This window comes from Microbacterium sp. Bi128 (genome assembly GCF_918698205.1).
Genome location: NZ_CAKKMM010000028.1, coordinates 1 through 23,309, shown reverse-complemented (window position 1 = coordinate 23,309; position 23,309 = coordinate 1). Strand labels below are relative to the sequence as shown.

The following is a 23,309-nucleotide window of genomic DNA, read 5'->3' as shown; positions in this document are numbered from 1 at the left end:
TGGGGGCGGCCCTCGCGGGCGCCGGACACGCGCTCACGGGCATCACGTCGGGATCGGACGACGACCGCGTGGAGGCGATCCTGCCGGGGCTTCCGGTGCTGCCGCCCGAAGAGGTCGTGCGCCGCAGCGAGCTCGTGGTCATCGCCGTGCCGCACGATCAGCTGGCCGGGCTCGTGGCGGGTCTGGCCGACGTCGGTGCGTGGCAACCGGGGCAGCTGGTGCTGCACACCGACCCGGCCTACGGCGTCGAGGTGCTCGCTCCGGCCCTGCGGTGCGGGGCCATCCCCCTGGCGATCCACCCGGCGATCGTGTTCACGGGTGCCTCGTCGATCGATCTGCGTCAGCTCGCCCAGGCGTACGCGGCCGTGACGGCTCCCGCCCCGGTGCTGCCGATCGCGCAGGCGCTGGCCGTCGAGTTGGGGTGCGAGCCGGTCGTGATCGCCGAGGCCGATCGGCCGGCGTACGCCGAGGCCGTGGCCACGGCGACGCAGTTCTCCCGATCGATCGTGCGTCAGTCGGCGACGCTCCTCGCGGGCGTCGGGGTCGAGAACACGGGAGCGTATCTTTCCGCCCTCGTGCGGTCGAGCGTCGATCAGGCCCTCGTCGAGGGGACAGGTCCGGTCGGCGCGGACGGTGTGCCACCGGACGCTACGATCGACGGATGATCCGCACCATCGAGGATCTGCGCACCCGACTGGCCGAGGCCAGAAGCGCAGATCGCCCGGGCGGTGCTGCGCGCGTCGCGCTCGTCTCGACGCTCGGGGCCCTCCACGACGGCCACGTCGACCTCATCCGCGCCGCACGCGAGCGGGCCGACCTCGTGGTCGTGTCGACTTTCGTCAATCCGCTGCGCTTCCGCACGGCGGAGGAGACGGCGGCGTACCCCCGCACCCCGGACGCGGACGCCGACCTCCTGGGTGAGCTCGGCGTCGATCTCGTGTTCGCGCCCACGGCTGCGGAGTTCCTCCCCGCCGGTACCGCGACCACCCGGGTCTCGGCGGGCGACCTCGGCCTCCGGTACGAGGGGCGCGTGCGGCCGTTCTATTTCGACGGCGTGCTCACGGTCGAGGCGAAGCTGTTCCATGTCGTCCGCCCCGACCTCGCCGTCTACGGTGAGCGCGATCTGCAGCGTGCCTTCCTGGTCCGGCGCATGATCCGCGACCTCGACTTCGCTATCGACACGGCGCTGGTCCCGACGGTGCGCGCCGAGGACGGGCTCCCGATCTCGAGCCGGGTGGGCCTGCTGGATGCCGCCGACCGCCGTGCCGCTGCGAAGCTCCCGCTGGCGTTGGAGGCCGCGGCATCCAATGCCGACCTCGGAGTCGATTCCTGCATCGCGGCGGCGCAGTCCTCGCTCATGGGGGAGCCGCGCATCGGTCTGGAGTACCTCTCGGTCGTCGATCCCGAGACGTTCCTGCCCGTCGACGACGGCCATCGCGGCCGGGCGATCGCGCTCATCGCCGCGACGGTGGGCGGACACCGCTTCATCGACAACGCCGAGATCTCGCTGCGCTGACGCGCGGTGGCGACCGGTCGCGGTCGCGGCTCGGGGGAAACGCCCGTCGTCCCGCCGATAAACTCGATGCGACCCCGAGGAGCCCTCCCGATGACTGACGCGCCCGCTGCGCCCGCGAACGACGCCGAACCGACCGAGGACGACGTCTTCGAACAGAAGGCGGTCCGTCTCGCCAAGCGTGAGCGTCTGCTCGACGAGCGCGCCGACGCCGCGGGCGGCCCCTACCCGGTCGTCGTGCCCGTGACCGACACGATCCCCGCCCTGCGCGCTCGCTACGGCGACCTCGAGGCCGGGGCCGAGACGGGCGTGACGGTGGGCGTCGCGGGTCGTGTCGTGTTCAGCCGCAACACCGGCAAGCTCTGCTTCGCGTCGCTGCAGGCGGGCGACGGCAGTCGGATCCAGGCGATGGTCTCGCTCGCCAACGTCGGGGACGAGTCGCTCCAGGCTTGGAAGGAGCTCGTCGACCTCGGCGACCACGTGTTCGTGTCGGGTGAGGTGATCTCCAGCCGCCGAGGTGAGCTGTCGATCATGGTGTCGGAGTGGACGATCGCCGCGAAGGCCGTCCTCCCCCTTCCCAACATGTACTCCGAGCTGAGCGAGGAGAGCCGCGTCCGCAGCCGCTTCCTGGACCTGATCGTGCGAGATCGGGCACGCGAGACGGTGCTGGCTCGGGCGAAGGTCAACGCGAGCCTCCGGCGCACGTTCGCCGAGCGCGACTTCGTCGAGGTCGAGACGCCGATGCTGCAGGTGCAGCACGGCGGCGCGAGCGCCCGTCCGTTCATCACGCACTCGAACGCCTTCGACGCCGAGCTGTTCCTGCGCATCGCCCCCGAGCTGTTCCTCAAGCGCGCCGTCGTCGGTGGCATCGACCGGGTGTTCGAGATCAACCGCAACTTCCGCAACGAGGGCGCCGACTCCACGCACAGCCCCGAGTTCGCGATGCTCGAGGCGTACCAGGCGTACACCGACTACAACGGCATCGCCGACCTGACGCAGACCCTCATCCAGGATGCCGCCATCGCGGTCGCGGGCTCCACGACCGTGACGTGGGCGGACGGCACCGAGTACGACCTCGGTGGCGAATGGGACCGTATCTCGATGTACGACTCCCTGTCGGCGGCCGCCGGTCGCACGATCACGCCCGAGACGACCCTCGACGAGTTGCGCGCGTTCGGAGCCGAGTCCGGCGTCGACGCGCCCGCTCACGAGACGCACGGCAAGTGGGTCGAAGAGCTGTGGGAGCACTTCGTCAAGGGCGGCCTGACCCGCCCCACCTTCGTCATGGACTTCCCGGTCGACACGAGCCCGCTGGTGCGCGAGCACCGTTCCCTCGCGGGCGTCGTCGAGAAGTGGGACTTGTATGTGCGCGGCTTCGAGCTCGCAACGGGGTACTCCGAGCTCGTCGACCCGGTCATCCAGCGCGAGCGCTTCACCGAGCAGGCGAAGTTGGCTGCGCGCGGTGACGACGAGGCGATGCCGATCGACGAGGAGTTCCTGCGCGCTCTCGAACACGGCATGCCCCCGACGGGCGGCATGGGCATGGGCATTGACCGCCTGCTCATGGCCATCACCGGTCTCGGGATCCGAGAGACGATCCTGTTCCCCCTGGTGAAGTAACCGACTCGCGTTCGAACACCCACTCGGGCAGCCGGCCCCGGTCGGTCAATGTCCGCACGATGTCGGCGAGGCCGTGACCCGGGTCGATCTCGAGCGCCTGTGCGACGTAGGCGGACGCGTGGGTCGACCGACCGGTCGCCCAGGCGAGCCATGCGCAGGCGGCGAGGGGGCCCGCGCGTCCCTCCCGCGGTGTGGCCGCGGCCACGTATCGGCAGCGATCGAGCGCGCGAAGGAGGCGGGAGGGATCCGGGTGCGCCCCTTCGCCCCACATCGGGCGTGCGAGGTCTGCGGGGAACGGATGCCCTTCCCCGTAGGCATCTTGCGCGCCGTAGGTGGCGTCGCCGGTCGTGATGTCCCCGACCCACTGCATGAGGGCGACATCGCGCAGCGCGGGTCGTTGCAGGCAGAACGACACCGCGGCGATCGCGTCGGCGTCGAGGGGAATCCCCGGAGCGACGAACCTCTCGAACACGGCCGGAGGATCGGTCAGGTCGTCGAGGACGCGCCCTGCGGCCGCGCGGCGGCGCGCCGGCAGCCGCCGACCTTCCTTCGATCGGGCGAGCAGATGCTCGATGTCGGTGAGCAGGCGGTACACCGCACTCGCCTCCGAGGGAGGGATCGAGGGCAGCATCGCGGCCGCGAACTGGTCGCCGTCGACCTCGGGCAGTCCGGGCACGCCCGGATCCGCCGCGATCTCGTCGAGCGACCGCGGCCCGTCCGCCGCGGGAGAGAAATAGCCGTCCCATCCGTCGGGGCCGACGATCAGCGCATCGGTGACGCGAAGGCCGCAGATGTCGGCCCGGGCCACGAGCGCCTCGACGAGCGCGCGATGCGGAGTGTCCGTGGCATCCGTGAGACGGAGATCGGTGTAGACGACGGCCGCGACGGCATCCGTCCGGGGGACTTTGCACGCCATCCCGATGACGGTCGAGGCGATGCTGTCGACCTCGGAGACGGCGGGATCGGGCAGGTCGACGCGGAGCGCGCCCAGGGAGCGGCCTCCGGTGAACGTGATGACGACGAGGCTCTGCCGGGGCGTGCACCCGAGCAGGTGGGGGACGAGGGCGAGGAACTCGGCGGGGGATCCGGCACGGACGATCGTTGACATGGCCATGAGACTGGCGCAGGTGCGGATCGTGTCGCGGGCGGAAAGCCGCGATCTGGGGAGAGCCGGGAGATGTTGCGCCCTGGGGAGGAGGGGCTGCTCTCCCGCCCGACGCTCAGGCGGTGCCCGTATCCTGGTGACGTGGACGAAATGTGGGCAGCCGTGCTGTGGTCGATCCTGCCGACCATCGTGGTCTCGGCGGTCTTCTTCTTCATCTTGCGCAGCGTGATCCGGATGGACCGCACCGAGCGCAAGGCGTACGCGCGCATCGAGGCGCAGGAGCGCGCGAAGCGCGGGCTCCCGGCTTCCGACGGCACCACTCCCTGAGCGGCATGCCCCGCGTGTCGAGGGCGATCACTACGCTGGGGGGACATTCCGCCCAGGAGGCACTGTGATCGACACCACGTTCGAGGCGAGCTGGCTCGTTATCGCGCTCTTCGTGATCGATCTGGTCGTGCGCATCGCCGCGGTCATCATCGTCCCGCGCAACCGCCGCCCCACGGCGGCGATGGCCTGGCTGCTGGCGATCTACTTCATCCCGTTCGTCGGCGTGCTGCTGTTCCTCCTGATCGGCAACCCGCGTCTGCCGCGCACACGCCGCCGCAAACAGGCCGACATCAACCGGTACATCCACGACACGAGCGAGTCGCTCGAGTTCGGCACCCTCCGCCCGAACGCACCCGACTGGTTCCGCGCGCTCGTCCGCCTCAACCGCAACCTCGGCGCCATGCCGATCGCGGGCGACAACGCGGCGACCCTGATCTCCGACTACCAGGAAAGTCTCGACGCGATGGCGGAAGCCATTCGACGGGCGGACCGCTACGTGCACGTCGAGTTCTACATCCTGCAGGCCGACGCGGCGACCGACAACTTCTTCCGCGCCCTCGAAGAGGTTGCCGCACGCGGGGTGGTCGTGCGCGTCCTGCTGGATCACTGGGCCAACCGCGGGAAGCCGTACTACCGCCAGACCCTTCACCGCCTCGACCGGATGGGTGCGCATTGGCACCTCATGCTGCCCGTCCAGCCGTTGAGGGGCCGGTACCAGCGCCCTGATCTCCGCAACCACCGAAAGCTCCTGGTCATCGACGGGAGCGTGGCCTTCATGGGCTCGCAGAACGTCACGGACTCGACCTACAACCTGAAGAAGAACATCCGCCGGGGCCTCCACTGGGTCGACCTCATGGTCCGCGTCGAAGGCCCCGTCGTCGCGAGCGTCAACGCCGTCTTCCTCAGTGACTGGTACAGCGAGACCGATGAGACCCTCACGGACGAGATCGACCTGTTCAGCGTCGAGTCCGGCCCCGGCGACCTCGACTGCCAGATCGTTCCCTCAGGCCCCGGCTTCGATTTCCAGAACAACCTCAAGCTGTTCCTCGGCCTTCTCTTCGCCGCGCGCGAGCGCATCATCATCGTGAGCCCTTATTTCGTGCCCGACGAGGCGCTTCTGCTGGCGATCACGACCGCGTGCCAGCGCGGGGTGCACGTCGAGCTGTTCGTCTCCGAAGAGGGCGACCAGGCGATGGTCTACCACGCCCAGCGCAGCTACTACGAGGCGCTGCTCGCCGCCGGCGTGAAGATCTGGATGTACCGCAAGCCCTTCATCCTCCACAGCAAGAGCCTGACGATCGACGACGAGGTCGCCGTCATCGGGTCGAGCAACATGGATATGCGCTCCTTCGGTCTCAATCTCGAGATCTCGATGCTCGTGCGCGGTGAGGAGTTCGTCCGCGACATGCAGCGTGTCGAAGACGTCTACCGCACTCTCAGTCGCGAGCTGACGGTCGAGGAATGGCGACGCCAGCCGCTGCGCTCCACGATCCTCGACAACCTCGCGCGGCTCACCTCGGCGCTGCAATGAGCGACCGGCATCCCATCCCCACAGCCCTCCGGAGGTTCCGATGACTCGCCGTCCCGCTTCTCTGGCCGCCCTGCTGGGGGTCGGTCTCCTCGCAGCCGGTCTTCTGGCCGGGTGCGCCTCGGGGGCGGCGTCCTCGCCCGAGACCGAGCCGCCCGTGGATGCCACGACCCCCGCGTCTTCGACGGACGTCAGCGCGGGCTGGCTCGACGCCGGCCGCGGCATCGCGGTGGTGACGCGAGGAAGCTCGTCGTGCGTCCCGGTGGCGTCGGGCGATGCCGTTCTCGCGAGCGGCACCCTCACGATCGAGTTGGTCGACCGTGAGAACGGTCCGTGCACCCGCGACTTCGCGCCTCGGGCGACGTACGTCGCGCTTCCCGCCGGGATAGACCCGACGCGTCCGCTCGATGTCGTCGTCACCGGTGCCGTCGAGGGCACGGCGTCACTCGCCGCGCTGGCGACGCCACCGGCCGCGGTGACGGAGTTCGCCCCCAGTGCTGGGTGGGTCGGCGACGGTCTCGCCGCGATCCTGACGTGGGGCAGCTCCACTTGCCGCCCCCAGGTCGAGGCGGTGACCTCCGTCGAGGGTGGCGCCGCGGTGACGTTCGCCGAGCCGCCCGCCGATCAGGTGTGCACCGCCGACATGGCCCCTCGCGTGTCGCTCGCCGACCTCACGGGCATCGCCGGCGAGGGCCCCGTCGAGCTGACCCTGTCGGGCGGCAACATCGCCTCCGACGGGCCGCTCACGGTCATCGGGCAGCGCTGACCTCTCCCTGCACCACGAGCAGGTCGCCCACCTCGCACTCCAGCGCGCGGCAGATCGCGGCCAGCGTGGAGTAGCGGATCGCGCGGGCGCGGTCGTTCTTCAACACCGACAGGTTGACGATGCTCACCCCGACCAGCTCACTCAAGCGCGTCAGCGTCATGCCCCGCTCGGCGAGCAGTTCGTCGAGCCGGCAGTGGATGCCGCTGGGTCCGTCGTCGTCGGCGGCGGGGGTCATACGAGTCCTTCCGTGTCGCGCTGCAGGCGGTCGCCCACCGAGAACACGGTGCCGGCGACCGCGGCGACGAACGCCGCGCTGAGGAGGACCGGCAGGTCGATCGTCTGCACGAGTCCGCGGTCGTAGCCGTAATCCGAGATCCGGGCGAGGGCGCCGTTGGCGACCATGTTCTGGAAGAACGGCACGCCAGCCAGCCCCACGAGGGTGACGGCTCCGACCGTCGTGACGATCGCGGTGTTGCGCCTGCTGAAGATCTGCCCGCGGAGGATGCCGATCGTCAACACCAGGAGGAGGGCGACGACGGTCGCGACCACGACCGCGAACAGCACCTCCGCGATCACGAGCGCCCACAGCGACGCGAGCGGGAGCTCGGGGGCGACGACGACGCCCGAGCCGAGCTCGACGGAGACGGGTGCACCATCGGGGCCGAGCGGGGCCTGCGCCGCGGTGTCGAGGAACGGCATCGCCACGCGGACGTCGCGGTTGGGGAGGGCGTCGACGATGGTCACGACGCTGTGCACGACGGCCCAGACGGCGAGCCCGACACCGGCGGCGAGGAACAGCAGCAGGCTGACGGTGTCGCCGCGCGAAAGGGAACGGGAGGTCGGACGGGGGGATGCCATGACGACTCCTTATCGATGATCGTTGTTATTGACTTTCGATAAGTTATCGATTGTCAATGCCCCGCGCAAGTCCCGCGTCCCGACGGCTATGCCCACGGCGAACACGGGTCCGCGGCCTCCGGGCGCTGGTTACTCTCGATGTACGGCGCGCGGAGGCGTGCCTGTCAGCCCATTCCTGGAGGGACTGAGGATGTTCGAGAGATTCACCGACCGTGCCCGTCGCGTGGTTGTGCTCGCCCAAGAAGAGGCGAAGATGCTCAACCACAACTACATCGGGACCGAGCACATTCTCCTCGGCCTCATCCACGAGGGAGAGGGCGTCGCCGCCAAGGCGCTCGAGTCCCTCGGCATCTCGCTCGACGCCGTCCGCGAGCAGGTGCAGGACATCATCGGTCAGGGCCAGCAGCAGCCCACCGGTCACATCCCTTTCACGCCGCGGGCGAAGAAGGTCCTCGAGTTGTCGCTGCGCGAGGCGCTGCAGCTCGGCCACAACTACATCGGCACCGAGCACATCCTGCTCGGCCTCATCCGCGAGGGCGAGGGCGTCGCCGCGCAGGTGCTGGTCAAGCTCGGCGCCGACCTGAACAAGGTCCGCCAGCAGGTCATCCAGCTCCTCTCGGGCTACCAGGGCAAGGAGCCCGCGGGTGTCGCTTCCGGTGCCGGCGAGCAGAGCCAGGGTGCCGCCCAGGGCGGCTCGGCCGTGCTCGACCAGTTCGGTCGCAACCTCACGCAGGCCGCGCGCGACAACAAGCTCGACCCCGTCATCGGGCGCGAGAAAGAGATCGAGCGGGTCATGCAGATCCTCTCGCGTCGCTCCAAGAACAACCCTGTCCTCATCGGTGAGCCCGGCGTCGGAAAGACGGCGGTCGTCGAGGGTCTCGCGCAGGCCATCGTCAAGGGCGAAGTGCCTGAGACGTTGAAGGACAAGCAGGTCTACTCGCTCGACCTCGGCTCGCTCATCGCCGGCTCCCGCTACCGCGGTGACTTCGAGGAGCGCCTGAAGAAGGTCACGAAAGAGATCCGCACGCGCGGCGACATCATCGTCTTCATCGACGAGATCCACACCCTCGTGGGTGCTGGTGCCGCCGAGGGCGCGATCGACGCCGCGTCGATCCTCAAGCCCCTCCTTGCCCGTGGCGAGCTCCAGACCATCGGTGCGACGACTCTCGACGAGTACCGCAAGCACTTCGAGAAGGATGCCGCTCTCGAGCGCCGCTTCCAGCCGATCCAGGTCGCCGAGCCGAGCCTGCCCCACGCGATCAACATCCTGAAGGGGCTGCGCGACCGCTACGAGGCGCACCACAAGGTGCAGATCACCGACGGCGCGATCGTCGCCGCGGCGAACCTCGCCGACCGCTACATCAGCGACCGCTTCCTCCCCGACAAGGCCATCGACCTGATCGACGAGGCCGGCGCCCGCCTGCGCCTGTCGATCCTGTCGAGCCCGCCCGAGCTGCGCGAATTCGACGAGAAGATCGCCAACGTTCGCGAGCAGAAGGAGCAGGCCTCCGAGGAGCAGGACTTCGAGAAGGCGGCATCCCTGCGCGACGAGGAGAAGTCGCTCCTGGCGGAGCGTCTGCGCCTCGAGAAGCAGTGGCGATCGGGTGACGTCGCCTCGCACGCGGTGGTCGATGAGGGCCTGATCGCGGAGGTGCTCGCCCAGGCGACCGGCATCCCGGTGTTCAAGCTCACCGAGGAAGAGACCAGCCGCCTCATGTTCATGGAGAAGGCGCTGCACCAGCGCGTCATCGGCCAGGAACAGGCGATCGCGGCTCTTTCTCGCACGATCCGTCGTCAGCGTGCCGGTCTGAAGGACCCCAAGCGTCCTTCGGGCTCGTTCATCTTCGCCGGCCCCACGGGCGTCGGAAAGACCGAGCTGGCCAAGGCGCTCGCCGAGTTCCTCTTCGACGACGAGGGCGCGCTCATCTCGCTCGACATGTCGGAGTTCGGTGAGAAGCACACCGTCTCGCGTCTGTTCGGTGCCCCTCCCGGGTTCGTCGGGTTCGAAGAGGGCGGCCAGCTCACCGAGAAGGTGCGCCGGAAGCCGTTCTCGGTCGTTCTCTTCGACGAGATCGAGAAGGCTCACCCCGACATCTTCAACTCGCTCCTGCAGATCCTCGAAGAGGGTCGCCTGACCGACGGTCAGGGCCGCGTGGTCGACTTCAAGAACACCGTGATCATCATGACGACGAACCTCGGTTCGTCGGCGATCGCCGGTGGTCCGGTCGGGTTCCAGGTCGAGGGCAGCGCGCAGACGTCGTACGAGCGCATGAAGGGCAAGGTCGACGAAGAGCTCAAGCGTCACTTCAAGCCCGAGTTCCTCAACCGCGTCGATGACGTCATCGTCTTCCCGCAGCTGAACAAGGACGAGCTGCGCCAGATCGTGGGGCTGTTCACCAAGCGTCTGGCCGACCGTCTGCTCGACCGCGACATGACCATCGAGGTCTCGGATGCCGCGAAGGACAAGCTCATCGAGATCGGATTCGACCCGACGCTCGGTGCTCGTCCGCTGCGCCGCGCCATGCAGCGCGAGGTCGAAGACCGCCTGAGCGAGCAGATCCTGCACGGTGAGCTCGAGTCGGGCGACCACGTGAAGATCGGCGTCGAGAACGGGCAGTTCACGTTCGAGAGCGCGCCGCGCGGTGAGAAGGTCGCGATCGGTGTCGGCACGGCCGGAGAGATCTCGGCCACTCCCGACATCGTCGCCGGCAGCTGACGACCGACGGTCCGAAAGGGGGCCCGGATGCCATGGCATCCGGGCCCCCTTCGTCGTCCCGGCGTACCCTGGGATGATGACTTCCCCCGCGCCGTTCGTCGTCCGCCCCGCCGGAACCGCCGACGTCGGACGCATCCACGCGCTGCTCGAGCCGTACGTGCAGAAGCGGATTCTGCTCGGCAAAGACCTCGTCGTGCTGTACGGCTCGGTGCAGCAGTTCGTCGTCGCGGAGGTCGACGGCGTGGTCATCGGCTGCGGTGCCCTTCACGTGATGTGGGAGGACCTCGGTGAGATCCGCACGCTCATCGTGCACGAGGACTGGCTGCACCACGGCATCGGTCGCGCCATCGTCGAGAAGCTCGAGGGCCACGCGCGCGACCTCGGCGTCCGTCGCCTGTTCTGCCTCACCTTCGAGGTCGACTTCTTCACGCGTCGGGGTTTCGCCCCGATCGGTGAGCAGGTCGTCGACCCCGACGTGTACTCGCAGCTCGTGCGCAGCCCCGACGAGGGAGTGGCCGAATTCCTCGACCTCGCGCATGTGAAGCCGAACACGCTCGGCAACACCCGGATGCTCAAACAGTTGTAAGCGCGGGATGGCGCGGGCGCACAGCCGCGCCGCCTACGCTGGAACGATGACCGATGCCCCCCGCAGGCGGCGGCCCTCCCCGGCGGTCTACCGTCGGCGCCGTCTCGCCGCTGCGCTCCTCGCGCTGCTCGTGATCGGCCTCGTCGTGTGGCTCGTCGCGGCGCCGCCGTGGCGTTCCGCTCCCACCGCTGATCCTGCACCGGTCGCGAGTTCCGCGGCCCCCGCTCCGCCAGCCACGGACGTCGTGCCGTCGCCGACTCCGACGGCGAGCCCGTCGCCGAGCGCGCCCGCCGGACCGGTCGAGTGCGCGCCCGCCGACATCACCGTCGAGGCTCTCTCCGACAAGGCCGAGTACGGCCAGGGCGAGAACCCGCAGCTCTCGATCCGTCTGACCAACACCTCGGCGAACCCGTGCACGATGAACGTCGGCACGAGCGCCCAGTCGTTCACGGTCACGAGCGGATCCGACGTGTGGTGGCGTTCGACCGACTGCCAGTCCGAGCCGAGCGACATGGAGGTGACGCTGACCGCCGGTCAGCAGGTGACCAGCGCGGCTCCGTTGACGTGGGACCGGACGCGCTCATCGGTGGGCTCGTGCGACAGTGAGCGTCCGTTCGCCCCGGGCGGCGGCGCGACATATCACTTGAGCGTGTCGATCGGCGGCATTCCTTCGGCGGGCACTGCCTCGTTCATCCTCCGGTGACACGAGGAGGGGGGAGGCCGAGTGGCATCCCCCCTTCCTTCGGGCTGTGCGGTGTCCTCCCCGCCGAGGGTCAGCCGAGCCCCGCCGGGCCGTCCGGGCGGAGTGGTGTCGCGGATAGGCTCGGGGGATGGCCGGTGGAAAGAAGCGCAAGGGGAAGAAGCTCGACGTGGACTTCAAGAACACCGCCCTCGCCGACGCCCTGCAGACGCAGGACATGGCCGCCATCGCCTTCGCGCTGCGGCACGGACCGACGGTCGTGCCACTCATGCGCGCGGGAGACGCCGACAACCCGCTCGACGTCGGCGAGGTATGGACGTACCGCGACCCGAACACGGGCCAGATCGCACTGTTGCTCTTCAGCGACGCGGCGCACAAGCCCGAGACGCTGCCGCCGCACGTCGCCTTGCAGTCCCCGGAGTGGCTGCGTGCCTTCCTGGACCGTCACCGCGATGAGATCACGACCGTCTTCATCGATATCGCGGGCCCGCACCCGATCCAGGCGAGCCCCGCGGACGTGCTCGCCGCACTCGACGCCTGACGGTTCCCGGCGGTGCGGCCGCTGCTGGCGGGCACAACTCCTGCTCTCTCGCCCCTCGGGCTCGGTGGGGTGGGTGGCAGGCCGGATCTGCAGGAGTTGTGCGCCGCCGCGCGATGGCTCGACGGGCGGGTGGATGCCGCCTTCGCGGCGCCCCACGCGGGCGACACTCCGCGGGTGAACTGCCCGGCTCGCGCGGGTGAGGCGCCCGTGCAAGACTCGGGGCATGGAGTACCTGATCGCCGGCGCCGTGTGCGCCGCCGGGCTTGTCATCCCCGCTGTGCTCGGCTTCACGTCGCCGCACCGCCGTCGTCGCTCCGCACCTCCCGGCCGCTGAGCCGCCGTTCGATCGGACTCCGTGCTTCGGTCGTTCCCGACCGATCAGAACCCGGGTTCGCTGTCGTCGCGGGGCGCCCCGCGGACCTGCAGCTCGTTCAGCGCCTGGGCCAGCTTGCGTGACGAGGCGTCGAGCACCGTGTGATAGCCGAGGCGCTTCGCCTCGGACGCACGCTGCGCCGCTTGCGTGACGTTGCGGATCTCTCCGGTCAGAGTCAGCTCGCCGATCGCGGCGAGCCGCTTGGACACCTTGCGGTTCTTGACCGCGTTGGCGACCGCGATCGCGATCGCGAGGTCGGCGGCGGGCTCGACGAGGCGCACCCCGCCCACGGTCGAGACGTACACGTCGCGGTCGGACAGCGTCAGGCCCATGCGACTCTCGAGGACGGCGAGCACCATCGCCACGCGCGACGCGTCGACCCCGTTCACGATGCGTCGGGGGTTGGGAGCCGTCTGGCGGACAGCGAGTGCCTGGATCTCGACCGGCAGCGCACGCCGCCCCTCCATCGCGATGGTGACGCACGTGCCCGGCTCGGGCTCGCCCTGCCCGAGGAACAGTGCGCTCGGGTCGGTCACTTCGGCGATGCCGGTGCCGGTCATGTCGAAGCAGCCCACCTCGTCGGTTGGGCCGAAGCGGTTCTTGAGCGCCCGCACGAAGCGCAGCGAGGTCTGTCGGTCGCCCTCGAAGTGGCAGACCACGTCGACGAGGTGCTCGAGGATGCGGGGTCCGGCGATCGAACCGTCTTTGGTCACGTGACCGACCAGGATGATCGGCAGTCCTCGCTCCTTGGCCACGCGGATGAGCGCGGATGCCACCTCGCGGACCTGCGCCGGCTGCCCGGCGGCCCCGTCGCTGTGTGCCGACGAGATCGTCTGCACAGAATCGACGATGAGGAGCCCCGGCTCGACCTGGTCGACGTGGCCGAGGATGGTGGCGAGATCGGTCTCGGCGGCGAGGAAGAGCTCGTCGTGCAGCGCCCCCGTGCGCTCGGCGCGCAAGCGCACCTGCGCCGCGGACTCCTCCCCGCTCGCGTAAAGTACGCGGCGACCGGCGTGAGCGCTCTGTGCGGCGACCTCGAGCAGCAGCGTCGACTTGCCGACGCCCGGCTCACCGCTGAGCAGGATCGCCGCACCGGGGACGATGCCCCCGCCGAGCACGCGGTCGAACTCGCCGACTCCGCTGGTGCGGCGCGGGGCGTCCTGCGTGTCGATCTCGGTGATGCGCCGAGCCGCACGAGCGGCGCCCGGGGCCACCGGCACGATCGAGCGGACGATGCCCGTCTGCTCGGCGGCCTCGACCACGGTCCCCCACGACTGGCACTCGCCGCATCGGCCGACCCACTTCAGGGTCGTCCAGCCGCACTCGGTGCACCGGTATGGGGCGGGAGTGGAAGCGGGACGACGGGATGCCATGGGCCCAGGCTACGCGGGGCCTCCGACATCGCAGGCTCCGGGTTGTGGCATCCGGTGCTGCCCGTCCCCGATAAACGCCATTCCTGTCGAGACACGCGGCGTCAGGGCGTTCCTCACCACAACGAGCGTTTATCGCGCGGTCGCCGCACCCGCTCGGGCTCAGTCGCGGAGGGAGTCGGCCACGGTCGTGAGGGCGTCGGCGGAGCGGCGGAGCAGAGTGAGCTCCCCGTCGGAGAACGGCGTCCCGGCGAGGGGGACCGCGCCCTTCGCGCTGACGATGGACGGTACCGACAGCGCCATCCCGGTGATGCCGTGGAAGTCCTGCAGCACGGTGCTGACCGGGAGGATCGCGTGCTCGTCGCGGAGAATCGCCTCGACGATGCGGGCACTGGAGAGCCCGATCGCGTAGTTCGTTGCGCCCTTCCCGCGAATGACCTTGTAGGCGGCGTCGCGGACGTCGACCGCGATGGCATCCAGTTCGTCCTCGTCGAAGCGCGTGCCGTCCGGGAGGTCGTATTCGGTGATGGGCACCGACCCGATCGTGGCGGTCGACCACAGGGGGAACTCCGTATCGCCGTGCTCGCCGACGATCCACGCGTGCACGCTCGAGGTGGCCACGCCTGCGCGCTGCGCGATCTTCCAGCGCAGCCGTGACGTGTCGAGCACGGTGCCCGACGCGAAGATCCGCTGCGTGGGCAGGCCGGTGGCCTCCTGCGCCAGGACGGTGAGGACGTCGCACGGGTTCGTGACGATGACGTAGATCGCGTTCGGGGCGACCTCGAGCAGGTCGGGCATCATGCGACGGATGATGCCGGCGTTCGTCGCCGCCAATTCTGTGCGGGTCTGGCCGGGGTTCTGCTTCGCGCCGGCGGTGATCACGACGACGTGCGAGCCCTCGGCGACCGAGACGTCGCTACCGCCGGTGATGTCGCTGGATCCGGTGAATTGCGTGCCGTGGGCGAGATCGAGCACCTCGGCTTCGACCTTCGCCTCGGCGATGTCGTACAGGGCGACGTGCCGGGCCGAGCCGCGGATGAGGGAAGCGTACGCGACACTGGCCCCCACGCTCCCCGCGCCGACGACGGTCAGTTTGGAGTTCTCGATCACGCTCATGTCTCGATCCTGGCACCGTCACCGGGGTTCGACCAGGGTGGTCTTTCGACGATGGACGACCGGATGCCGTGCCCCCACGCCCGCGCGGGAGCACCGATTCGCGGCATCCCGCCGAGTGTCGTAAGCTGTTCGGCGGTGACGTGTCCGAGCGGCCGAAGGTGCAACTCTCGAAAAGTTGTGTAGGGTAACCCCCTACCGTGGGTTCAAATCCCACCGTCACCGCCAGCACGAAGGCCCCGAATCCCGTAGAAATGCAGGGATTCGGGGCCTTCGTTCTGCCACATGGCGAGGTGTCTCGCGCTGCGTCTACCCACGCCCGAGGCGCTGCCGGTGAGGACGTCGCTACTTCTGTGCAACGACGCGCTTCTTGATGCTCACGTACCAGGCAGCCAGGGGGCCGGCCACGAGGAGCTGCACGAAGAACACGGTCACGTAGTGACCGGTCAGACCTCCGATGAGCAGGCCGAGGCCGATGCTCAGGGCGGCGACCACGATCACCGTCACGAAGTATGTGCGGAAGGGATCTCCACGGCGCATGTCGTTCTCCTCTCGTTGGTTACAGTCTGCACGGTTGTGCTGTCCTCCGCAGTCCATCGCGATCGCCGCGGGGGCGTGACCGGACCGGCCGCAGGTCGGCGCACTCGCCTGATGGGACCTTCGACCCGCACCCTTCCGCGGGTCGCTCGTAGAGTGCGGAGCAAGGGCACGGCTCGAGGAGGCTCCCATGGAGAACATCGTCGTGGGCGTGGATGACAGTGCCGCGGCACGTTCCGCGCTCGCCTGGGTGGCGCATCGCTCGACTGCCCACGCCGCCGATGTCGACGTGGTGCACGTGGTGTCGGATGCCACGGCCCACCGGCAGTCCGACGAGGACGTTCTCGCGAACGCGGAGCGGTCCTTCCGCTCGGCCGCGCCGGAGCAGAACGTGCGGTTCCATGCCGCCGAGGGCGGGGTCGCACGAACGCTCGGCGAACTGTCCGCAGGTAGGGACCTCCTCGTCATCGGTGTGGACCCGGATCATCCGCTGCGGGCGGCACTCCGCGGGTGGCTTCCGGTCCGTGTCATCGCGCGCACCGTGCCTCCCGTCTGCATCGTGCCCGTCGGATGGGCGCCCCGAGACGGCAGTGTCACGGTCGGCCTCGACGACGATTCGTCGTCGGAGGAGGCGCTGACGTTCGCGGCGAGGGAAGCGGATGAGACGTCGCGCCGGTTGCGGATCGTGCACGCCTGGCACCTGCCGGAGCCCGAGATCGACGGCTCCGCGGCATTGCTGGTGAGGCCGGACCGGCTCCTTCAGGAGCATCGCGACGCGCTCGACGCCGCCACGAGGTCTGTGCAGAGCCGCTTCCCGCGCGTCCACGTCGAATCGGATCTGGTGCGCTCGCACCCGGCCGACGCTCTTCTGCAGCACGCCCCGACCGCGACGATGATCGTGATCGGCACCCACCGCGAGGGGGTTCTCGCCGGCGGGTACTTCGGGTCCGTCGCTCAGGACATCCTCTGGCGCGCGGGGTGTCCCATCGTCGTCGCGCCCTCGGCGGGGTTCCCGGCGAAGGGGGCCGGACGGTGAACCGCGCCGTGCGCTGGCTGCTGGTCGTTCTGCACGCGATGGTCTCGCTGACGGCGATCGCGGGCGGGACGATCCTCGTCCTCGGCGCTCTCGACTCGGGCTTCGCCTCGACGTGGGAGCCGGCGGCGGACTACCTCGAGGGTTCGCCCTTCTCCTCGTATCTCGTTCCCGGCCTCGTGCTCGTCCTGTTCCTCGGAGGGCTTCAGGGACTGGCCTCCGTGATGCAGGTGCGCGCGTCGAGAGGGGCACCCCTCGTGTCCGCGGTCGCCGGGTTGGTGATGTTCGTGTGGATCTTCGTGCAGATGATGTACATCCCCTTCTCGGTCCTGCAAGCGGTCTACTTCGTGATCGCGCTCGTCCAGGTGGCGGCGGTGCTCATCGACTCCGATGTGCTCACGCGGGCCGTCGTCCCGGGGGTGATCCGGACTCCACCCCGGACGCGACGCGCGCAACGCGGCTGACCCGCTGCCTCTCTCCGCGGCCGCGGCGCGACGGCCGCCCCTGCTGTACGAGCGTGATTCGCCGTGCTACATCGACGGGCGGGCGCCCGGCACGACGCAGATCGGGCGGCGGAGGGCGCCGACGAGATCCAACCCGATCGATCCGAGGAATCCGCCCGCGACGATGCCGCGCCCGTGCGTGCCGATGACGATCGTGCTGCTGCGCTCAGCGGCCCGGGTCAGCGCCGACGTGGGGTTATCCCTCACCAGCTCCGCGGAGACGACGACGTCCGGATAACGCTCGCGGACGCGGGCGACAGCGGCTTCCAGGATCCGCTCATGCTCGGCGGCGATCTGGTGCGGGCTCAGCCGCACGGCGGAGTGCCCGCCTCCTTCGGGACTGCCCATGAGCCAGGAGTGGATCACGCGAAGTGGCACACGGAGCCGAACGGCGGTCTCGGCTGCGAACAGGAGAGCCGTCGTCGACGAGTCGTCGTCATCCACGCCGACGGTCACCGGCTCGTCGCTCGCGGACCATTCGGCCGGAACGAGTGCCGTGGGGATCCGGGAGCGGGCGGCCATGCGGAGGGGCGCCCACCCGTTGAGTATCGTCCGCATCCGGAATCCCGGATGAACCCCCAGGACGAGCAGGTCCGCGTCACGCGCGGCCTTCGTCAGGGTGGCGGGCATGAGCCCGTCGACGCGCGTCACATTCGCGGGGATGCCCGGAACCAAGCTGTGCCACCGCCGGGCCGCGGCATCCAGGACCCTGTCCGCTTCTTTGCGGTCGGATGAGAACATGTTGGTCACCAGGATGACCGTGACCTCTGTCTGCTCGGAGCGGGCTCGGAAAGCGGCCCACTCCAACGCGGCATCCGACGCGGGGCTGCCGTCATACCCCAGAACCACCCGCTCCATGGCCTCACTCCCTCCGGATGACCCGAGCGTAGGAGGGCCGCTGAGCGGTCGGCGGGCAGAAGGTCCCGCGGTCAGAGCTCGGGGTGCCCCAGTCGGAAGACGGCCGCCTGCGTGCGCGATTCCATCCCCAGCTTCGTCAGCAACGACGACACGTAGTTCTTGACGGTCTTCTCCGCGAGGCCGAGCCGTTCGCCGATCTGGCGGTTGGTCAGCCCGTCCGCGATGAGGGCGAGCACTTGACGTTCGCGGAGACCGAGGGAGCCCAGTCGCGGATCCTCGTCTTGGGAGCGCTCGCGCAGGCTCGACGCCGCGCGGGAGGCCGCGGCGGTGTGCATCAGCGAGCGCCCCGTGCTGACGGCGCGGATGTCCTCGAGCAAGCGCATGGCAGCGATGTCCTTCAGCAGGTACCCCGCCGCCCCCGCGACGACGGCGGCGTACGTCGCGGCGTCGTCGTCGTACGCCGTGAGGATCAGGCACGCGACCTCGGGCATCGACGAGCGGATCTGCCGGCACAGGTCGATTCCGCTGCCATCGGGCAACCGGACGTCGAGGACGGCCACGTCGGGTCGAGCGGCCTCGATGCGGGCCAGCGCATGGCGGACGGTGCCCGCCTCGCCCACCACCTCCAGATCGGCGGCGTCGTCGATGAGGTCGGCGAGCCCCCTCCGCACGATCTCGTGGTCGTCGACGAGAAAAACACGCGTCATGGCGCTGACTCCTCCGTGTCGTGTCCGTCGAGCGGGACCCGCCACTGCACGCGGGTACCGTCCGGGCCTGTATCGAGCGTGAGTGCACCGCCGCGGGCGCCCGCGCGCTCGGCGAGGTTGTGAAGACCGCTCCGGCGGTCGCTGCGGATGCCCGTGCCGTCATCGGTGACGATGACCGACACCTCTCGCTCCGTGACGCCGACATCGAGCGAGATGGTGTGCGCCCGCGCGTGCCGCACGCTGTTGGACAGGAGCTCGCGAGCCACCCCCACGACATCCTCCGCCATCGGCCCGGTGATGGTGTTGTCGACAGGGCCGGCGAATCGCAGGGCGGGCGGTCGGCGAAGCGCCCCCGACAGCTCTGCGACGACATCGATGAGTCGATGGCGAAGCGAACTGCCGTCTCGGGTGGAGATCGCGAAGATCACGGTGCGGATCTGGGCGATCGCATCGTCCAGTTGGCCGATGACCTGATCGACGCGGCTCCGGTCGTGGGGGTCGTCCAGAGTGAGCGCCACCGACTGCAGAGTGAGACCCGATCCGAAGATCTGCTGGATGACGTGGTCGTGCAGATCCCGTGCGATCCGCGCACGCTCGTCGCTGAGGATCGCTTTGTGCTGTTCGCTGCGCGCACGCGAGAGTTCCAGCGCGATGCTCGCCTGGGAGGACAGATCGCCCAGCACTTCCAGCTCGAGCGCGGTGAATTCGCGCTCGCCGGGTGCGCGGGCGACGGTGAGCGCACCCCACGTCCGCTGGCGCGTGCGCATCGGCGCGGCCATGGCCGGTCCGGTCTCCTGATCCACGGTGAGCAAGGTCGGATCCGGTCGGCTCGACACGTGCGGCGCGGTCGCGACTCGGACGCCGCCGTCTTCCATCGCCCTCGCCGGGATGCTGCCGGAGTCGATCGACGTCGTGCCGAGCAGGTCGAGTTCGTGGGGCCCGCGGGCGGCGGCGACGCGCAGCACGTCGACCTCGTCGGTGGGGACGACGATCGTCACCCGCGTGCCCGCCGACAGGTCCACGACGCGTCCCGCGATCAGGTCGAAGACCTTGTCCGGTGGGGTCGAGAGGATGGCCGCGGACAACTCCGCCGTCGCCGTCATCCACGCCGCGCGGGTGCGTGCTTCGTCGAAGAGGCGCGCATTCTGGATGACGAATCCCGCCGTCGACGCCAAGGCCCGGAGCAGCTCCTCGTCCTCGGCGGAGAAGGACCCCCGACGCGCGTTTGTCAGATAGATGTTGCCGAACACGTCGCCGCGAACCGTGATCGGCACCCCGAGGAACGAGTCCATCCGCGGATGGTGGCTCGGGAATCCCGCGGCGCGCGGATCGGCGTCGAGATGCACCAGCCTGATCGGCTCGGGATTGGCGATAAGCGCCCCGAGGACGCCGTGGCCGCGGGGAAGATGGCCGATGGCTGCGGCGTCCCCCGCAGCGAGCCCGACGTGGATGAACTGGTCGAGGGAGGACCGATCGGCTCCGATGACGCCGAGTGCGCCGAACTCGGCATCGACCAGCTCCACCGCTGCTTCCACGACACGCCGCAGGACGACGGGTAGCTCGATCTCGCCGACCATGGTTTCCACGGCGCGCAAGAGCCCGCGCAGACGTCCCTGCGAAGACTGCACGCGCTCGGCCTGGGCGATCAGTTCCGCTATCGCTTCGTCCAGTTCCACCCGAGGTGCGTCGGGAAACGACAGGTGGTCTTCGCTCGTCATCGGAGGCCCCCTCTTCCGGAGTCCAATCTACGACCGAGTTCGCCTGCTGACCAGGACAGCAGGACCTTCGACCCGTCCGGATGCCACCGTCCGCGGTGTACTCGAGGAAGGAGGGCCATCATGAGCCACGAGCCGACCGACGCTTCATCCGTCGCGACCCTCAGCACCTCCGAGTGCTGGCGGCTGCTCGAGACGCAGCGCCTGGGAAGACTGGCGCTCATTGACGCTACCGGGGAGCCGCGGATCTACCCGGTGAATTTCGCCAGCCGCGACGGCGTCCTCTACATCCGCAGTGCAGACGACGCGAAGCTGCGCTTCTTGCGGGCGCGCCCGATGGTCGCGTTCGAAGTCGATGGGCAGGACGGCGACGAACGGTGGAGCGTCGTGCTGCGCGGAGAAGCGGCCCGGGTCGATGCGGACGCGGAGATCCGCACCACCAGAGAGACCGACCTGCGTTCGATGAGCCCGACGCCCAAGCCGTACGTCATCCGCCTTCATCCGCGCAGCGTGACGGGGCGCCGATTCCCGGAGCGCGGCAGCGAGGAATCGGAGGCACCGATGCGTGCGCGGATCATCGTTCCGACGGCCGAGGTGCTTCCCCCTGCCGGGCGACGCCCGCACCCGATCCCGAGCTTCACGCCGCTGAACGACGACTGACCGGCTCGGGAAGACCACGGATCCGCCGGCGGGGCGTGGGGCCCTCGCCGGCGGATCGCCGCGGCGCTCACCGGATGACGGCCGTGACCGTGGGCAACTGATCCAGAAGCGCTTGGCTGGTCGAGCCCAGGAGGAAGCGAGCGATCGCTCCGCGCCCGTGGCTCCCGACGACGAGCAGCCGAGCGTGGTGAGCCGTGCGGGCGATGACCGCCGCCGGATACCCGGACTCGACCACGGTGTGCACCGTGAGATCGGGGTAGTCCTGCCGGAGCCCGGCGAGGGAGATCGCGAGAGCCTCCGCCGTGAGGTCCTGCATGCGCTCGAAATATCCCGGCGGATAGGTCTCCATCTCGAACGGCACGGGAACGGGCGACCACGTCATCACCGCGGTCAGGGGCTCGTCGAGACGATCCGCCTCCGCTGCGGCGAAAGCGACGGCCTTCTCCGACGACTCCGACCCGTCGACCCCCACCACGACTCCGGTGCGTCCGTCCCCGGCGTCGTCGGGAACGACGACCACCGGGCAGTGCGCCGCGGCGGTGATCCGTACGCCCCGCACGCCGCGCAGGTGAGAGCCGCCGTGCGCGAAGTCGCTGCCGAGGACGAGCAGGTCGACCCGCTGCGAGACGTCGAGGAGCCGGGCGACGGGATCGCCCCGCTCGAGCAGTGTCTCGGTCGTCGCCCCGGCCGAGCGCGCCTGCGCCGCCGCCGACTCCAGCATCGCCTCGGTCACCTGCGTCGCATGGTCGAGGAGAGGCTCCTCGCCACCGACCCCTCTTCCGGACCCCACGACGGACACCAGCAACAGCCGTTCCCGTCGTGCCACCGCACGCTCGATCGCCCACTGCAGGGCCCTCCGGGCTCCCGATGCATCGGTCACACCGACCGCAATGGTCTCGCTCATGATCGCTCCTCTGCTCGTGCCGCTCGTCGGCTACGTCCCACTCTGCCGCCGGCCGATCGCGTCCGGCGGGACCTTCGACCCGCCGACGGGGTCCCCGACCGCGAAGACTCGAGGGAGGCCACGATCGAAGGAGAGGTCATGCGAGTAGCAGTCGTCCAAGAGTTCGGTTCGCCCGCGGCAGTGGAGGAGCGGCCGATCCCGCACCCCGGTCCGGGACAGGTGCTGGTCCGGCTGGAGACCTGCGGGCTCTGCCACACCGACATCCACGCGATGAACGGGGACTGGCCGGTCAAGCCCGGTCTCCCGCTCGTTCCCGGGCACGAGGGCGTCGGCATCATCGAGGAGCTCGGCGCCGGGGTGACCTCCCGCACGGTCGGGCAGCGCGTCGCGATGCCGTGGCTCGGCCACGCCTGCGGCGAGTGCCGGTACTGCGTCGACGGGCGGGAGAACCTGTGCGAACAGCAGTTCAACAACGGCTACGGCGTCGATGGGGCGTACGCCGAGTACATGCTGGCCGACGCGCGTTTCGCCGTCCCGGTACCCGACGGTGTGACTCCCCTGGACGCGGCTCCGCTGACGTGCGCGGGCGTCACGACGTACGCGGCCGTCAAGAACGCGCGGATCACACCGGGCGAGACCGTCGCGGTGTTCGGCGTCGGCGGGCTCGGTCACCTGGCCGTGCAGTACGCGCGTCTCGTGGGGGCGAAGGTGATCGCCGTCGACGTGACCGAAGACAAGCTACGGCTCGCCTCCGAATTGGGGGCGGATCACGTGGTGAACGCACTCACCACGGATCCGGTGGAGGCGATCCGGCAGTACGGAGGAGCGGATGCCGTGATCGTTCTGGCGGTCGCTCCCGCCGTGTTCCGTCAGGCGTTCGACTCGCTCAACCGCGGAGGCCGACTCGTGCTGGTGTCGCTGCCTGCGGGCGGCGAACTGACCGTCCCGATCTTCGACACCGTGCTCAAGGGCATCAGCATCATCGGCTCGATCGTGGGTACCCGTCAGGATCTCGCCGAGGTGTTCGCCCTCCACGCGCTCGGGCGCACCCGCGTGATCACCGAGACCCGCGATCTCGCGGACGTCAACCGCTCGGTCGACGAGGTGCTGGCGGGAAGCGTGCCCGCTCGGTTGGTCTTCGCTTACCACACGGCTGATCTCGTACCCGTCGCGAACGTCGCGGACGCCGCCGAGTAGACGCCGCGACGTCGTGACCGTGCGCGGCGCCCGTTCCCCACGGGTTCCTCGCGCGGTCACCGTGATCGCCCAGCTGCGC

General features: G+C 69.5%; 24 protein-coding genes and 1 tRNA gene. 15 read left to right on the top strand and 10 right to left on the bottom strand.

Translation table 11 applies throughout. From position 1 onward, the window contains the following. From LQV45_RS04265 to lysS, 3 genes are all read left to right on the top strand, one after another. Positions 1-665 (top strand): DUF2520 domain-containing protein (locus LQV45_RS04265; protein ID WP_230005904.1); only part of this gene is annotated, 665 nt, incomplete at its 5' end. Next, positions 662-1,516 carry a pantoate--beta-alanine ligase gene (panC, locus tag LQV45_RS04260; RefSeq protein WP_230005903.1) on the top strand — a complete coding sequence of 285 codons (855 nt, stop codon included), beginning with the start codon at positions 662-664 and terminating at the stop codon, positions 1,514-1,516. The genes LQV45_RS04265 and panC, both read left to right, overlap by 4 nt. Before the next feature lie 90 nt (positions 1,517-1,606). Further along, positions 1,607-3,133, top strand: a complete 1,527-nt coding sequence (gene lysS / locus LQV45_RS04255; RefSeq protein ID WP_230005902.1) for a lysine--tRNA ligase — start codon at positions 1,607-1,609, stop codon at positions 3,131-3,133. Here the strand turns inward: lysS and LQV45_RS04250 are convergent. Next, complete coding sequence (locus LQV45_RS04250) at positions 3,084-4,241, bottom strand: DUF4192 family protein (protein WP_230005901.1); 1,158 nt, start codon at positions 4,239-4,241, stop codon at positions 3,084-3,086. The genes lysS and LQV45_RS04250 overlap by 50 nt on opposite strands. 138 nt (positions 4,242-4,379) lie before the next feature. On the opposite strand from LQV45_RS04250, the gene LQV45_RS04245 reads away from it, so the two are divergent. The 3 genes from LQV45_RS04245 to LQV45_RS04235 all read left to right on the top strand — a co-directional run bounded on the left by LQV45_RS04245 (position 4,380) and on the right by LQV45_RS04235 (position 6,859). Beyond that, the gene (locus LQV45_RS04245) at positions 4,380-4,565 is read left to right on the top strand and encodes an olfactory receptor family 2 protein (RefSeq protein WP_138176116.1); all 186 of its coding nucleotides are present in this window, start codon (positions 4,380-4,382) and stop codon (positions 4,563-4,565) included. 67 nt (positions 4,566-4,632) lie between these two features. After that, positions 4,633-6,096, top strand: a complete 1,464-nt coding sequence (gene cls, locus LQV45_RS04240; RefSeq protein ID WP_374208140.1) for a cardiolipin synthase — start codon at positions 4,633-4,635, stop codon at positions 6,094-6,096. Between the two features lie 40 nt (positions 6,097-6,136). Then, positions 6,137-6,859, top strand: a complete 723-nt coding sequence (locus LQV45_RS04235) for a hypothetical protein (protein WP_230005899.1) — start codon at positions 6,137-6,139, stop codon at positions 6,857-6,859. On the opposite strand, the gene LQV45_RS04230 is transcribed toward LQV45_RS04235, so the two are convergent. Beyond that, positions 6,843-7,094, bottom strand: a complete 252-nt coding sequence (locus LQV45_RS04230) for a helix-turn-helix transcriptional regulator (protein ID WP_230005898.1) — start codon at positions 7,092-7,094, stop codon at positions 6,843-6,845. The genes LQV45_RS04235 and LQV45_RS04230 overlap by 17 nt on opposite strands. After that, complete coding sequence (locus tag LQV45_RS04225) at positions 7,091-7,717, bottom strand: hypothetical protein (protein WP_230005897.1); 627 nt, start codon at positions 7,715-7,717, stop codon at positions 7,091-7,093. The genes LQV45_RS04230 and LQV45_RS04225 overlap by 4 nt, the downstream gene beginning before the upstream one ends. Before the next feature lie 190 nt (positions 7,718-7,907). On the opposite strand from LQV45_RS04225, the gene LQV45_RS04220 reads away from it, so the two are divergent. From LQV45_RS04220 to LQV45_RS04205, 4 genes are all read left to right on the top strand, one after another. Further along, entirely contained in the window at positions 7,908-10,433 is a 2,526-nt protein-coding gene (locus LQV45_RS04220; RefSeq protein ID WP_230005896.1) for an ATP-dependent Clp protease ATP-binding subunit, read from the top strand. A gap of 76 nt (positions 10,434-10,509) precedes the next feature. Then, a complete protein-coding gene (locus LQV45_RS04215; protein ID WP_230005895.1) occupies positions 10,510-11,019 on the top strand; it encodes an amino-acid N-acetyltransferase in 510 nt (169 codons plus the stop codon). Between the two features lie 46 nt (positions 11,020-11,065). Beyond that, the gene (locus tag LQV45_RS04210) at positions 11,066-11,722 is read left to right on the top strand and encodes a hypothetical protein (protein ID WP_230005894.1); all 657 of its coding nucleotides are present in this window, start codon (positions 11,066-11,068) and stop codon (positions 11,720-11,722) included. Between the two features lie 127 nt (positions 11,723-11,849). Continuing rightward, on the top strand, positions 11,850-12,260 hold the full coding sequence (locus LQV45_RS04205; protein ID WP_230005893.1) for a dehydrogenase: 411 nt from the start codon (positions 11,850-11,852) through the stop codon (positions 12,258-12,260). Between the two features lie 378 nt (positions 12,261-12,638). On the opposite strand, the gene radA is transcribed toward LQV45_RS04205, so the two are convergent. Then, entirely contained in the window at positions 12,639-14,006 is a 1,368-nt protein-coding gene (radA, locus tag LQV45_RS04200) for a DNA repair protein RadA (RefSeq protein WP_230005892.1), read from the bottom strand. A 159-nt stretch (positions 14,007-14,165) separates the two neighbouring features. After that, positions 14,166-15,119 carry an L-lactate dehydrogenase gene (locus tag LQV45_RS04195; protein WP_230005891.1) on the bottom strand — a complete coding sequence of 318 codons (954 nt, stop codon included), beginning with the start codon at positions 15,117-15,119 and terminating at the stop codon, positions 14,166-14,168. A gap of 134 nt (positions 15,120-15,253) precedes the next feature. Here LQV45_RS04195 and LQV45_RS04190 point away from each other — a divergent pair. After that, positions 15,254-15,344 (top strand) — tRNA-Ser (locus tag LQV45_RS04190). 117 nt (positions 15,345-15,461) lie between these two features. On the opposite strand, the gene LQV45_RS04185 is transcribed toward LQV45_RS04190, so the two are convergent. Next, positions 15,462-15,656, bottom strand: a complete 195-nt coding sequence (locus tag LQV45_RS04185; protein WP_230005890.1) for a hypothetical protein — start codon at positions 15,654-15,656, stop codon at positions 15,462-15,464. 187 nt (positions 15,657-15,843) lie between these two features. On the opposite strand from LQV45_RS04185, the gene LQV45_RS04180 reads away from it, so the two are divergent. Together LQV45_RS04180 and LQV45_RS04175 are read left to right on the top strand one after the other, a co-directional pair. Continuing rightward, positions 15,844-16,689 (top strand): universal stress protein, encoded by an 846-nt coding sequence (locus LQV45_RS04180; protein WP_230005889.1) that lies wholly within the window; start codon positions 15,844-15,846, stop codon positions 16,687-16,689. Next, the gene (locus LQV45_RS04175; RefSeq protein WP_230005888.1) at positions 16,686-17,150 is read left to right on the top strand and encodes a hypothetical protein; all 465 of its coding nucleotides are present in this window, start codon (positions 16,686-16,688) and stop codon (positions 17,148-17,150) included. Before LQV45_RS04180 ends, LQV45_RS04175 begins: the two co-directional genes overlap by 4 nt. Positions 17,151-17,216: 66 nt before the next feature. Here LQV45_RS04175 and LQV45_RS04170 read toward each other — a convergent pair whose 3' ends face one another. The 3 genes from LQV45_RS04170 to LQV45_RS04160 form a co-directional block, all read right to left on the bottom strand. Further along, a complete protein-coding gene (locus LQV45_RS04170; protein WP_230005887.1) occupies positions 17,217-18,047 on the bottom strand; it encodes a universal stress protein in 831 nt (276 codons plus the stop codon). A gap of 71 nt (positions 18,048-18,118) precedes the next feature. Then, a complete protein-coding gene (locus LQV45_RS04165) occupies positions 18,119-18,754 on the bottom strand; it encodes a response regulator transcription factor (protein ID WP_230005886.1) in 636 nt (211 codons plus the stop codon). Then, positions 18,751-20,472, bottom strand: a complete 1,722-nt coding sequence (locus LQV45_RS04160; protein ID WP_230005885.1) for a GAF domain-containing protein — start codon at positions 20,470-20,472, stop codon at positions 18,751-18,753. Before LQV45_RS04160 ends, LQV45_RS04165 begins: the two co-directional genes overlap by 4 nt. A 120-nt stretch (positions 20,473-20,592) precedes the next feature. Between LQV45_RS04160 and LQV45_RS04155 the strand changes: the two genes are divergently transcribed. Then, complete coding sequence (locus LQV45_RS04155; protein ID WP_230005884.1) at positions 20,593-21,129, top strand: pyridoxamine 5'-phosphate oxidase family protein; 537 nt, start codon at positions 20,593-20,595, stop codon at positions 21,127-21,129. Positions 21,130-21,196: 67 nt separating this feature from the next. Here the strand turns inward: LQV45_RS04155 and LQV45_RS04150 are convergent, their stop codons facing one another. Beyond that, positions 21,197-22,033: a universal stress protein gene (locus tag LQV45_RS04150; RefSeq protein ID WP_230005883.1), complete on the bottom strand. Its 837-nt coding sequence runs from the start codon at positions 22,031-22,033 to the stop codon at positions 21,197-21,199. A 138-nt stretch (positions 22,034-22,171) separates the two neighbouring features. Here LQV45_RS04150 and LQV45_RS04145 point away from each other — a divergent pair, with 138 nt between their 5' ends. Beyond that, positions 22,172-23,230, top strand: coding sequence for a zinc-dependent alcohol dehydrogenase (locus LQV45_RS04145; protein ID WP_230005882.1), 1,059 nt, complete (start codon positions 22,172-22,174; stop codon positions 23,228-23,230). Positions 23,231-23,309 lie beyond the last annotated feature (79 nt).